Source organism: Methanolobus sp. (genome assembly GCF_016278385.1).
Lineage (GTDB): Archaea > Halobacteriota > Methanosarcinia > Methanosarcinales > Methanosarcinaceae > Methanolobus.
The window spans coordinates 143,784-157,255 of the sequence record NZ_JADQBY010000002.1 but is presented as its reverse complement, the minus strand read 5'-3'; the positions used below and the strand labels follow the sequence as shown (position 1 = coordinate 157,255).

Genomic DNA, 13,472 nt, shown 5'->3' with positions numbered 1-13,472 from the left:
TTCCTTTATTATGGGTTATAGGTAGGGATACAACCTGCCTTTAATAAAGTGCTCGTTTTCTTTGACTTGGTACATTTTCAGAAAATCCCTGATAATTTGAGTCCCACGAATTATGTATTCTCCATCAACCACTATCCTAAAACCCCAGAAGCGTTAAATCATACTTCTGCTGAATATATTATTAATGAAGACCATCGACCCCGGAATTATAGGAAACCATAAGGTGACAGGACATGACAGATGAGATCACCGTTAGTGTTGGTCAGGCATATCCTCGTGATGCAGGCAGGGGAATTGCCAGGCTCGATAAGACTCTCATGCAGCAGATAGGCGCCATTAGTGGCGATATAATTGAGATAAAGAGTAAGGAAAAGTGCTATGCGATAGTCTGGCCGGGTTATCTTGAGGATGCAGGCAAGGAGCTTGTAAGGATCGATGGTAATCTGCGTAATAATGCAAAAGTGGGTATCGATGATAAGGTGACCCTGAGAAAGGTTCAGGTAGTGGAGGCTGAGGCTGTCACTCTTGCTCCTACACGGGAAACACATCTTATTGGCGGTGCACGTTTTATTCTCAGGATACTGGAAGGTCGTCCTGTTGTAAAGGGACAGAACATTCGTGTTGAGACAGTGAACAATCCTATTTCTTTCGTGGTACTTTCAACCAAACCTTCGGGTCCTGTGGTTGTGACAAGGAATACCCAGATACAACTCAGGGAGAAGGCGGCTATTGGAGAGACCACCGCCGGACAGGTGACCTATGAGGATATCGGAGGCCTTCAGAGGGAACTGGGACTTGTGCGTGAGATGATAGAGCTCCCGCTCAAACATCCGGAATTGTTCAATAAACTGGGAATCGACCCTCCAAAAGGTGTCCTTCTTTACGGTCCTCCAGGTACGGGCAAGACTATGATAGCAAGAGCGGTTGCCAGTGAGACCGATGCTAATTTCATTTCAGTTAGCGGACCTGAGATAGTTTCCAAGTATTACGGTGAAAGTGAGCAGAAGCTGCGTGAGATATTCGAGGAGGCACAGCGCAATGCACCGACCATTATCTTTATCGATGAAGTCGACTCCATAGCTCCCAAGCGCGATGAGGTAGTTGGGGAGATGGAGCGCAGGATAGTTGCTCAGTTATTGTCCCTGATGGACGGTCTTGCTTCCAGAGGCAAAGTTATAGTTATCGCTGCCACCAATCGCCCCAATTCAATTGATGAAGCACTGCGTCGTGGCGGAAGGTTTGACAGGGAAATAGAAGTAGGTATTCCTGATTCAAGCGGCAGGTTGCAGGTTCTTTATGTACACACAAGGGGCATGCCTCTTGAGGATGGTCTGGACCTGAAGGAAATAGCTGCAGTAACGCATGGTTTTGTGGGCGCTGACCTTTCCTCCCTGTGCAAGGAGGCTGCAATGCATGCCCTCAGACGTTTGCTTCCTGAACTAAAGATCGATGATGTTGAAGATGAGATTCCGCCGGAGTTCATAGAAAAGCTGGAAGTTTCAAGGAAAGATTTCGATGAGGCTCTGAAAAATATAGAGCCTTCTGCCATGAGAGAAGTTTTCGTTGAAGTTCCGCACGTGAGCTGGGAGGATATTGGCGGTCTGGAAGGAGCCAAGCAGGAGTTGATCGAGGCTGTCGAGTGGCCTTTGAAATATCCTGAACTATTTGATGCGGTAAGTACCAAACCACCACGTGGTATCATGTTGTTTGGTCCGCCCGGAACCGGAAAGACCATGCTTGCAAAGGCAGTTGCTACTGAAAGCGAGGCAAATTTCATAAGTATCAAGGGTCCTGAACTTCTCAGCCGTTACGTGGGAGAATCCGAGCGTGCAGTACGTGAAACTTTCCGCAAGGCCAAGCAGGCAGCCCCAACTATTATTTTCTTCGATGAGATTGACTCCATGGCATCAGAACGTGGTTCCAGTGTAGATGCACATGCTACAGAGCGTGTAGTGAGCCAGATACTCACCGAGATAGACGGTGTCGAGGAACTGAAAGATGTCGTGATAATTGCAGCTACAAACAGGCCTGATATAGTAGACCCCGCCCTTCTACGCCCCGGAAGATTTGATCGTCTTATCTACGTTCGTCCTCCTGACAGGCCGGGCCGTGAAAAGATATTCAAAATCCATCTGGATGACAAACCACTGGCTGAAGGTGTGAATGTCCGTGAGCTTGCCGATATTACCGAGGGTTACGTAGGTGCTGATATTGAATCTATTTGTCGTGAAGCCTCAATGCTGGCTCTCCGTGAAATAATCACTCCCGGTCTCAGCAAGGAAGAAGCCATGGAAAGAGCCGCCCGTCTGAAAATAACAGCCGAACACTTCCTCAAAGCTAAAAAACGCGTCAAACCAACCACTTCCCGCAGCGCCATGAGTTTCTACGAACAGGCGGCTGAATCTTTTGCCAGATATGCGGCAAATGAGGATGAGAAGAGCACGAGTGAGGATGAGAGGGCGTATCAGTGAATTGCAGATAGTTTGATTGTCAGCAACTTGTTGGCAAATCACTATTATGGCTTCAATTCCAAATCAAAAAAATAAAAACAAAAATAAAAGGGACAATCAATGCAGTCCCTTTCCGCTATTTTTCAATTTAGGTGCATTCTCATGCTCCACAACATCCTCACTATCGAGCACGAACTTGTTTACCATTTCCTGCATCGCAACAGCCATGCCGGCAAGTTCCTGTGAGCTTCGACCCAGTTCCTGCATAGAGATACCCTGCTGGTCTACAGATGCGGATGTCTCTTCAGTTCCCGCAGCTGCTTCCTGGGATATTGATGTGACCTCTTCAACAGAAGCTGTAATCTCTTCGATGGAAGCAGACTGTTCCTCGGCAGCAGCGGCAATATCCTGTACCATTTCAGCAACCTTGATAGACCCTTCAACGATCTCTCTCATGGCTCTGGCAGTTTCATCAAGAGCCTGAACACCGCTGGAAACCGTGGTATTGCCTTTTTCCACAGATTCAACTACAATATCAGTGTCCATCTGGATGTCATTGATAAGGCCTGATATCTGCTTTGCTGCGCTACCTGATTCCTCTGCAAGTTTGCGGACTTCATCAGCGACAACTGCAAAACCCCTGCCGTGTTCACCGGCACGAGCTGCTTCAATGGCAGCATTGAGTGCAAGGAGGTTGGTCTGGTCAGCGATATTAGTGATGAGGTTGACTATCTCTCCAATCTGCTTGGATTTAGATTCCAGTTCTCTTATCGCATTCACAGATTCGATGGATGTTCTCTGTATCTCTTCCATCTGTTTCATCAGTTCTTCTGACTTATCTCCTACAGCTTTTGTATGTTTGCTTGATTCCATGGCAATCTCGGCAGATCTCTGCGCATTAACAGCTATGTCCTGGACGTTTGAAGTCATGTCATTCATTGCACGGGAGATGTCTTCTGCCTTTGAGGATTGTTCGTGTGCTCCCTTTGCAATGTCGCCAATAGTTCTTGATACATCTTCGGATGTAGCTGTGACTTCCTCAATAGCTGCAGACATCTGTTCAGATGTACTGGCAATAACATTTGAATTCCTGCTGATATCGGTGATGATTCCATTCAAAGTTTGCATAATATCATTCAGCCCTTTGGGGATTGCTTCGAAGTCCACACCTACATCGGTTTTTGCTTTTCTGTCGAGTTTACCCTCAAGCGCATCGGTCGATATATTCTTGAAATCATCTACGATATTTTCTATCGGTTTGGTAATAGAACGTGCTATTAAGTAGGATATTCCTGCCATTGCAATGATTGCGATTAAAGATATGATAATCAACTGGTTCCTGAGTTCCATTGCTCCTGCGAACATCTCTTCTTCAGGGATACTCAGTACGAATGCAAAATCAGCAGTTTCTACCGGGTGGTAAACCATGGTCACTTCTTTGCCTGTTGTAGGATCAATGACTTCCACATGTCCGCTGATTCCATTCTTAATATCAGTTGCCATTTTGTTTATTTCCGGGTCATCGAAATCAGCAAGGTACTTTGTGCCTATCCAGCTCTTTTCATCAGGATGTGACATGAACATTCCTGAATTACTGACCATGAATGCGTATCCCGTATCAAAGACACTGACTTTTGAAACCTCTTCGTCTATATAATCAAGTGAAACATCCACACCAGCAATTCCTATGAAATCTCCTTCTTTTATTATGGGGGATACATAGCTGATCATCATTACTCCGTCATATACAAAAGGCTCAAGAATAACATCCTGTTTCAGGGATTTTGGTAACTGGTAATAATCATCTGTTTCATAACCAGCGAGAGGGTCAAGAGCAACAGAACCACCGATTCTGCTCCAATATGGGATAAATCGTCCGGTAGAGTCATGTCCCTGTGTGTTTGTAAATTCTGCATCGTTCCCATCGAAGTCATTGGCTTCGTATGCAACATATGTCCCCAACAGTCCCTGGTCTTCTTCCAGCAGGCTCTTCAGGATGGCATTTACTTCATCCCTGTCACCTGTTCCATAGTTCTCCATGGTGTTTGCAAGTGTTTGTGCAAGTAATTGGTTTGACTGCATATCGCTGTCATATTGGTATGCATAACCCCTGGCAATGTTTTCAGATTCAGAATAGGCCATATTCATTTCCTGTTCTGTCACCTTGTCAACGATTACGTAGGTGCTTATGGCCATCAATATAGTAACACTTGTAACGATGTATAGAATTAGTCTAGTGTTGATATTCATTTTTTTAAAATTCATTTTTTCCCATCTGTTTAATTTGTTTCTATTTGTGCAACACCGTCACACCAACATATAAATACTGCTTTATTATATTTAAAACATACTATATTTATTACTAAATAACATTGTAGGTTCTATTGATGTGTATTCTAGTTACAATTATTTTTATTCTTCCATGAAATATATATTATATTATATGGCAAAAACACACTGTAAATTAAGTTGACATTCAATCTTATTGTTTTGTGCCTGTAATTTCCATAGCATAATACATTGTTGTATTGAACTTCTTGTTTGTCACTTTCTTGAATATAATTCTAAGTAACATTAATACATTTAAAATAAATAACATCGGTATTATGATTTTTCTTGTATGTGGGTGACTACCAAAATACTTTAACCCTACTCCGCCCATCTATATTATGAGAGCAGTTAATATTACATGTTTCAACACGAAGGTAATCACATGCTAAGGCAACGTTTTGTTCTGGATACAACTGCATTGACCGATCTGCAGACAAGAGAAAAGCTTGGGGAAGATGGTATATGTGGGGGAATGAAGGAGATACTGGACCTCATAGCCAGTTCCAGGCTAAACCTTGGTATAAGTTGTTACGTGCCTTTTCCATCGGTTTATAAAGAGCTGCACGAGTTTGCACAGAACAATGGATGTGACAGTGATGTCATTGCAAAGATAGACACATGGCTTGTGAAGAAGGCTCCTGATAGGTATAATGTGCAGATACCCTCAAAAGTTTTCCATGAATATGTTTCGCATATGAGGGAACGCATCAATAAGGGCATGGTCATTGCCGAGGAAACTATCTGGGATGCATCCACCGAATGTCTGCTTCTTGACACCAAAGCAGAAACTAAGAAAGATATTAGTTTTGATATAGAGAAAAGGGTTATTGGTGGGCACATCGGTAAATTCAGGAACAAATATCGCTCTGCCCTTCGGTATGGTATTCTTGATAGTGCCCCAGATATAGACGTGCTCATACTTGCAAAAGAACTGGATGCAGCGGTAGTTGCAAGTGATTTTGGGATACAGAAGTGGGCTGAGGAGCTGGGTGTAAGGTTTGTGCCTGCAAACACATTCCCTATGATTTTGCAGGAATACCTTAAACATTCAGAATCTGCTGGTATGGCAGCACCTGAAAAAGAATAGTTATTAATCCCATACAGATCTTATTTATGTATCGTTAAATTGTTAATTTGGCTTCCAGTAGTGGGTAACATATTTTGGGAGGAATAGAACTGAGAAATATAACAGTAGAGAAATTCAGGTCGGCAAGTGCCCCTGAACAACATCTGGAAATTGTGGAAAGAAAAGGACTGGGACATCCTGACAGCATCTGTGATGCAATCATGGACCAGATATCTGTTAACCTGTGTACTGAATACCTTGAAAAGTTCGATGCTATACTGCATCACAATATCGATAAATGCCTGCTGGTTGCCGGGGAAACCGCAGGTATCTTCGGAGGAGGCGTCATGGTTGATCCAATGCTTCTTGTCATTGGTGACCGTGCAACTTTTAAGGCCGAGGATACGGAGATAGATGTTGCCAACATAGCAGTGGATACTGCAAAAAGGTGGTTTGATGAGAAACTACGTTTTGTAAAACCGGATTTTGTAGAATATCAGGTTGAACTTAAGCCTGGCTCTGCCGAACTGACAGACATTTTCCGGAGGCAGAAAGGTATACTTGGTTCCAACGACACATCAGCCGCCGTGGGCTACGCTCCTCTGTCATTCACTGAAAAGGTAGTATTGGATATGGAAAAACATCTGAACTCCTCAAGATTCAAGGATGAATATCCTGAATCGGGTGAGGATGTCAAGATTATGGGTATAAGGCGGAAAAATAACTTTGATGTTACTGTTGCCATGCCGCTGATTGATTCTTTTGTAGATTCCGAACAACATTATTTCAACATGAAGAAAGACCTTTTTGGAGTCATGAATGCATTTCTTGTTGATTACATGGAAGAAAAAGGTGTTCAGATGAATGCATCTGTCTCTTTCAACAATCTTGACATTCCGGGACGTGGCATGGAAGGTATCTATACCAGTGTAACGGGAACCTCAGCCGAAGATGCCGATTGCGGACAGGTAGGCAGAGGCAATCGTGTAAATGGTATCATACCGCTTAATCGCCCGGTTAGCAGTGAAGCAGCAGCAGGAAAGAACCCGGTGAGTCATGTTGGCAAGATATACAATGTCCTGTCTCATCATATTGCAGGAAGAATAGTGGAAAAGGTTCCTGACGTAAAAGAGGCGTATATCTGGCTTTTGAGTGACATTGGTGTTGCTATTGATAAGCCCAAGGTGGCAGAGGCCCAGATAATTATGACAAAAGGTTCCGTTGACTCCGTGACAAAAGAAGTGGAAGAGGTTATTGATTTTGAACTGGAACACATACAGGACTTCTGCATGCAGCTTGCCAGGGGCATGATCCCGATATGCTGATTCAGGCTCCTGCTATGAAGGATATAAGTGCAAAGGCCATTGCCATCTTGAACATTTTTGATGATTTCGCCGGATTATTCTTCCCCAGTATCTCATAGACTGCTACTGCAAAGATTATGTCTGCTACAGCAACTATGATCAGATAGCGTATGCTCATTAGTGATTGCAGGTAAGGCAGCGGGCTTGCCAGCACAGCAACAAGGCCTATGAGTGATGCCACATAAGCTGCCTTTTTGGCTCCAACGATTATTGGTAGTGTGCGTGCTCCGTCTTCCCTGTCACCTTCAATGTCTTCTATATCTTTGACTATCTCACGGGCGACGGTTGCCAGGGTTGCCAGCAGGAAGAGGACAAATACCCCATTGATTCCATCATTTTCAAAGAACACTGCGCCTCCAAAAAGGAAAGTTGAACCGGTGAGGTATCCCACTGAGATGTTTCCAAGCAGTGCCGTTCGTTTCAGGCTACTTGCGTAATATATGAGGAGCAGTGAGTTAACAAAGGCAATAACGCCGCATATCAGGTTTATGGATGCTGCAAGGAGCGTGCCCACTGAAAAAAGTGCAAGTGAGAAATATAATGCTGTTCTAAGACTTATCTTTCCTGAAGATATGGGTCTTTCAGGCTTGTTTATTCTGTCAATTTCGAGATCAAAATAGTCATTAATTGCATTGCCTGCTCCGGTTACCAGAAAAACCACCAGGAATACTTTTGCTGCATCGAGTGCCGGGAATACAATTAAATATGAACTATAAAGGGAGGCATTAGCCAAAACGATATTGTATGCTATAAAAACCCCAACCACAGCAGCTATAGATGCCATGAGGCAATTGCCTGAACGCATTAGTTTCAGATATGTCTGCATAAGCTTTTACCTGCTTCTTTTGATATCCAGCATCCTGTCAAGTGCGACTCTGGCTTTGACTCTTACCTCTTCAGGAACAGTGATCACATATTGCATGTTCTCAAGTGAAAGCAATAATGACTTAAGGTTAATTGCTTTCATTTCCGGGCAGACTGTGTACTCGGACACATCGTAGAATCTCTTTTCAGGGTTGTCTTTCCTCAGTTTGTGAAGAATGCCTCTTTCAGTGGCAATGATGAACTCATTTCCTGCGGTCTTAACATGTTCGACCATTCCAGTGGTGCTAAAAACTCTGTCTGCAAGATCAATAACATCCCTTCGACATTCCGGGTGAGCCAGTACTTCTGCATCAGGGTGATCTTTCTTAGCTCTAAGCACATCGGTGGTCAGTATCTGATTGTGTGTAGGGCAGTACCCTTCCCAGGGAATTATCTTTTTAGTAGTGTATCTGGAAACGTAGTCTGCAAGATTCTTATCCGGGACAAATAATATTTCGTTCTCTTCAAGAGAGTTTACAACTTCAACAGCATTTGCAGACGTGCAGCAAATATCACTTTCTGCTTTTACATCAGCTGTCGAGTTAACATAACAGACCACAGCAGCATCAGGATATTTCATTTTTTCCTCACGCAACGCATCTGCAGTAACCATAGATGCCATTGGGCAGCATGCATATCTTTCCGGCAAAAGGACCGTTTTTTCCGGACTAAGGATAGCTGCGCTCTCAGCCATAAAATTCACTCCGCAAAACACTATGACTTCAGCTTCCTGCTCCATTGCCTGTTTACTAAGACCTAATGAGTCCCCTGTAAAGTCTGCAATGTCCTGTATCTCTCCTCTTTCGTAGTTATGTGCAAGGATTACAGCATTGCGTTCTATTTTCAACTCCTGTATCCTTTCAATGATATTTTGAATATTCTGCATGAGATCATAACCTTTTAGAATCAATATTTTACCCAATATTTCCTGTTAAAAAGAGAACCTGAAATGATTGGGTTACATATGCTCATGTACCTGTTTGGAATGGATCCGATATCTTTTTCAGTGTTGCAATAGCAGAAAGGGATGCAAGATAACTGCTCTTTGGATTAGTGGGGGATGGTACGTTCTCCACTCGTGTGGTAAACTCTCCGAATGCGCCTTCAACAGTAATCTCGTGTATATTGCGTGTAAGTGCCGGATTAGCCACTATCTTTACCTTTGTCTTCTCAAAACCAATCCCTGCAATGCTCAAGGTAGCAGCGACATTCACGTTTGCCGGGAATGCTTTAACCGCTTCGCTTGCGGGTCCTTCAAAAATAACAGTTTTCTCGTTGATCTTGTCCAGCTCAATCTTATTCCTTATTATATAAGGTGCTCCTGCAAGTCCTCTCGGTGGTTTTTGAGTGGTGAGTGTGACTGAGTATATGTCTTTAATGGATGCTGATTTTAGTCCGTCAAGTCCTACAATAGCGCCTGAAGGCAGGTATACCTTGCAGTTGTTATCCTTTGCGAGTTCTTTTATGGCTTTGTATAGTTTGTCATCAGCAAAGGCACCCACACTCATTATCATGACATCACAACGTGCATGAAGAGCTGCTGGTATGATCTCATAGACTGCTTCCTGTGAAGCACATTCAACAAGGAGATCTATCTCTTTTATCATTGCAGCAGTTTCCATAAACCGAGGGTTGGAATTCTTTAGGATGGAAATAAGCTTATTCACGTCATCCATATTCCTGTCGTAAATGGCAAAAAGCTCTGCTTCAATGGTACCATCATCTATTGCCTGACATATGCTGGTTCCGATTGTTCCACAGCCTATAAGTCCTATCTTGAGCATCATTAATCCCTGAAAATTGAGCTGGTTAGTAGATTTGTTGATTACTGCTTATGTTGATTAGTTAAGTAGGTTTTGCTTATATGCTGAAAGCATATAAATCCCTTCACCGTATAGCTTGTAGATAGATATGATGTTTACACACGAAATAGAACGTTTTCTTGAAGAGGATATTGGTTACAATGATATCTCCTGCAAACTGGTTCCTCAAAGGCATGTCGAAGCTATTATCTTCACAAAAGAAAATTGTACTATTGCAGGAATTGAGGTGACAACATCATTTTTTGATTATTTAGGAATTAACTATAGTACTGAGCATAGCAATGGTGACAGGCTCTCAAAAGGTGGCATCATATTTTCCATAAGTGGTAGTTCTCTCTCAATTCTCCGGGCAGAACGACTTGTACTGAACTTCCTTGGTCATCTCTGCGGAATCGCAACGAACACAAGACGCTGTGTGGATATAGCCCGCCAGCATTCTGATGTAAGGATAGCATGTACAAGAAAAACAACCCCCGGACTTCGCAAGTATGAGAAGATGGCAGTAATAGCCGGGGGTGGTGATCCCCACAGGTTCAATCTTTCCGATACTATAATGATAAAGGACAATCACGTGAAAATGATGGGTATTGAAGATTCTATTTTATCTGCAAAGAGAATGGCAGGATTTACCCAGAAAATAGAGATAGAGGTTGAATCCGCCAATGATGCGATAATTGCTGCAAGTGCCGGTGCTGATATCATAATGCTTGACAATATGGGTCCAATGGAGGTCACTGATACTGTTGATATGTTAATGAGATCATCCATTCCTGAACACGTAATTATAGAAGTATCCGGTGGTATTAATGTTGACAATCTGGAAGACTACGCAAAAACAGGTGTAGACGTTATATCCATGGGCTCCCTTATCCACCAGTCACAGTGGATTGACGTAAGTCTCGAAATAATTGAATAGTAATCTTATATAGAATGTGGCAGAAAAACCGTTTCAACACATAATTTTAAAAACTATTATAATCATAAGATTTATATCAAAAACAGCGTATTTTACTGAAAAACAAAATCATACTTTATTCTCCGAGGAAAATATGGTTCGTACCACCCGATCATTCGTTATTTCTTTGTGTATTGTTTTTTTCTGCCTCATAATGGCGGGAAATGCCTCTGCGGCTGTAGAGTTGTATAACGGCACTGTCACTACTGGTGATGGTTACCAGATAAACAACTTTGTTATTGATGTTACAGATGCTTTTCCGAGTGCAGAATCTGCTTCTTTCTATGTATACAACAATGGGAATGAAGTGGCTGATTTTCTTATAAATGAAGGTGATTCTTATGAACTTGATTTCGAAGATGATTCCACAATAGAGGTTTACCTTGTATCAGTAAGTAGCGGAACTCTTCCCGTGGTTAGGATATCATTAGTACTTAATAATTATCCTCTTGGAGATGTCTATGAAAGTGGTGTCATCGATGGTGGTCATAAATATGCTGTTTATTCAGGTACTCCTGAACTCAAGATTACAAAGGCTGTCGATATATCAGATGTTAGTGTAGGCGACCTTATACGTGTGACTGTTACTGCTGAAAATGTTGGGGATGACAAGGCAACAGGTGTTATCTTCCAGGAACCCCAGCAGGCTAAGTTTTTACTGTATGAGTCGTTTGTAAGTCCGACTGGACAGACATCACTTGAGATCGGTGAGTCAAAAACAATAGCTGTGTACCAGTTAAAAGCTACCGAAGCCGGTACCTATACTCTTTCACCTACAACGGCAACCTTCTCAAATAGTGCAGGCTTGAATTTCCCACAGGCCTCGTCCAATTCTCCGGTTGTTACTGTAGGGGCTGGTGAAAATCTTGTCAATGCCAATATTGAATTTACAACAACCCTTGACAAATATACTGTATCCAGAAATGAGAATATTCAGGGTACAATCAAAATTAAAAATACAGGAGATGCTCCGGCAACAGGTGTAACTGTCGATATCCAGGTTCCTGAAGGGTTGGATTTTAAAGGTAGTTCGGGCATTGAATCGATATCTGGTGTCCCAAAAATATATCTGGAATCATTTGGTGTTCAGCAGGAAAAAGAGTACTCTTTCACTTTAAAAGCTGCAGAGGTAGGTACCTATACTCTATCTACTGAAAATAGTTATCTTTACAGTGATGGTGTCAATACTCAGCTGCAAGAGGTTAGCTCAGATTTCGTAACTAACAGTATCTATGTCACCAAAGGTAAATATGACTCTCTTTTGGAGCAGCCAATATATGTGTATGCAATACCTTTGCTTATAATCGGTGCAATAGCAGGTTGGATATACTACAGGCACAAACAATATAAGTTCTGATATTATATTTAGCCTTAAAGTATATTAATTACAAGATTCTTTATACAATACTTTATTATATTATACTTTATATCATAACTCGGAGGAATTAGTTGCTCAACATACTCATCGTTGGGAACGGACAATGCGGAAACCGTATACTGGACGCGATCAACAGGGAGGCTTTTGGTAAAAAGAGTCGCTTTGCCAAGTACTTGTCCCAACAAAAATACAAAAGCAATGTGCAAACAATTGCTATCAATACTGCGGTGAACGATCTCAAGGAGATGAGCTTCACAAAAGCTAAAGACAGGATACACATTCCTCATCTGCATGGCGTTGGAGCCAATAGAAATGTCGGCAAACACGTTTTTGATGACAACAAGACTCATATTATGAGGCAGATAGAAGAAAGAGGTAATTTTGATGTTTGTTTCGTCATAACATCCGCATCTGGCGGAACTGGTTCTTCATTTACTCCAATGCTTGTAAAGGAACTCAAGGCAAAACATGATTATCCGGTTTATGTAGTAGTGGTGCTTCCATTCAGGGAAGAAGGTACATTATATCTTCAGAATGCTGCTTTCTGTCTAAGGGATATTCGTGAAAGCGGGGCCGACGGGATCATACTTGCTGACAACCAGTTCTTAAAACAAATGGGTGGCAACATGGAGTCTGCCTACAATGGTATCAATGATATGATAGCCAAACGCATTCTTTTCCTTCTTGATGCACTTGACAGTGAAATGATGATGGTTACTGATCTTGGTGACTTCAAGACTGTCATGAGTGGTGGTGCAGGACTTGCAACTATAGGTTTCTATGAGGCTACAGAAGAAATGCCAGTGAGGAGCGTTATTCAGAAAGCTCTTTCACCATCAGGTTTGTTGTTCTCAACTGATGTCTATGAGGAAGCCAGCAGGGCAATGGTCATTATCAGGGGTGACAGAGAGCGTCTTAGTATAGATGAAATATCCACAGAAGTGGAAAAGTTATCAAGTGCTGTAGGCCATGTATTCAAAGGTATCATTGTCCGGGATGGTGAACTTCCTCAGGTACTGGCAGTTCTTACACTCGAAACTGCATCCGAACTCGAGAATCTCTATGCAATAGCTGTAGACGCCATTAAATATGAACGTGACAAAAAAGAGCGTGTAGCTAACGTAAAAGAAGTCGATCGCGCATTTTCTCAGATAGACGGAATGGATCCTTCTTATTGAAGTCCGTTTTTCCGTTAATTTTTTTTAAATTTAGTCTCTTGAAGGCTATCCTCTTTTTCATTT

Annotated in this window: 10 protein-coding genes; 6 read left to right on the top strand and 4 right to left on the bottom strand. The window is 42.4% G+C overall.

Annotated elements, in window-relative coordinates; genetic code table 11:
- Nucleotides 1-233 precede the first annotated feature (233 nt).
- The gene (locus QZZ23_RS01115) at nucleotides 234-2,471 is read left to right on the top strand and encodes a CDC48 family AAA ATPase (protein WP_292466347.1); all 2,238 of its coding nucleotides are present in this window, start codon (nucleotides 234-236) and stop codon (nucleotides 2,469-2,471) included.
- Nucleotides 2,472-2,567: 96 nt separating this feature from the next.
- Here QZZ23_RS01115 and QZZ23_RS01110 read toward each other — a convergent pair whose 3' ends face one another.
- Nucleotides 2,568-4,715 carry a methyl-accepting chemotaxis protein gene (locus tag QZZ23_RS01110; RefSeq protein WP_292466346.1) on the bottom strand — a complete coding sequence of 716 codons (2,148 nt, stop codon included), beginning with the start codon at nucleotides 4,713-4,715 and terminating at the stop codon, nucleotides 2,568-2,570.
- Between the two features lie 448 nt (nucleotides 4,716-5,163).
- Here QZZ23_RS01110 and QZZ23_RS01105 point away from each other — a divergent pair, with 448 nt between their 5' ends.
- On the top strand, nucleotides 5,164-5,868 hold the full coding sequence (locus QZZ23_RS01105) for an RNA ligase partner protein (protein WP_292466345.1): 705 nt from the start codon (nucleotides 5,164-5,166) through the stop codon (nucleotides 5,866-5,868).
- Between the two features lie 74 nt (nucleotides 5,869-5,942).
- Nucleotides 5,943-7,172 carry a methionine adenosyltransferase gene (locus QZZ23_RS01100; protein WP_366931287.1) on the top strand — a complete coding sequence of 410 codons (1,230 nt, stop codon included), beginning with the start codon at nucleotides 5,943-5,945 and terminating at the stop codon, nucleotides 7,170-7,172.
- Between the two features lies 1 nt (nucleotide 7,173).
- Here QZZ23_RS01100 and QZZ23_RS01095 read toward each other — a convergent pair whose 3' ends face one another.
- The 3 genes from QZZ23_RS01095 to QZZ23_RS01085 all read right to left on the bottom strand — a co-directional run bounded on the left by QZZ23_RS01095 (nucleotide 7,174) and on the right by QZZ23_RS01085 (nucleotide 9,859).
- Nucleotides 7,174-8,037 carry a geranylgeranylglycerol-phosphate geranylgeranyltransferase gene (locus tag QZZ23_RS01095; RefSeq protein ID WP_292466344.1) on the bottom strand — a complete coding sequence of 288 codons (864 nt, stop codon included), beginning with the start codon at nucleotides 8,035-8,037 and terminating at the stop codon, nucleotides 7,174-7,176.
- 6 nt (nucleotides 8,038-8,043) lie between these two features.
- Entirely contained in the window at nucleotides 8,044-8,961 is a 918-nt protein-coding gene (nadA, locus tag QZZ23_RS01090) for a quinolinate synthase NadA (protein ID WP_292466343.1), read from the bottom strand.
- Nucleotides 8,962-9,043: 82 nt separating this feature from the next.
- Nucleotides 9,044-9,859 carry an aspartate dehydrogenase gene (locus tag QZZ23_RS01085; RefSeq protein WP_292466342.1) on the bottom strand — a complete coding sequence of 272 codons (816 nt, stop codon included), beginning with the start codon at nucleotides 9,857-9,859 and terminating at the stop codon, nucleotides 9,044-9,046.
- A 130-nt stretch (nucleotides 9,860-9,989) separates the two neighbouring features.
- On the opposite strand from QZZ23_RS01085, the gene nadC reads away from it, so the two are divergent.
- The 3 genes from nadC to QZZ23_RS01070 all read left to right on the top strand — a co-directional run bounded on the left by nadC (nucleotide 9,990) and on the right by QZZ23_RS01070 (nucleotide 13,409).
- Nucleotides 9,990-10,814 carry a carboxylating nicotinate-nucleotide diphosphorylase gene (nadC, locus tag QZZ23_RS01080; RefSeq protein WP_292466431.1) on the top strand — a complete coding sequence of 275 codons (825 nt, stop codon included), beginning with the start codon at nucleotides 9,990-9,992 and terminating at the stop codon, nucleotides 10,812-10,814.
- Nucleotides 10,815-11,007: 193 nt separating this feature from the next.
- Complete coding sequence (locus QZZ23_RS01075) at nucleotides 11,008-12,210, top strand: BatD family protein (RefSeq protein ID WP_292466341.1); 1,203 nt, start codon at nucleotides 11,008-11,010, stop codon at nucleotides 12,208-12,210.
- 92 nt (nucleotides 12,211-12,302) lie between these two features.
- A complete protein-coding gene (locus QZZ23_RS01070) occupies nucleotides 12,303-13,409 on the top strand; it encodes a cell division protein FtsZ (RefSeq protein ID WP_292466340.1) in 1,107 nt (368 codons plus the stop codon).
- Nucleotides 13,410-13,472: the final 63 nt, after the last annotated feature.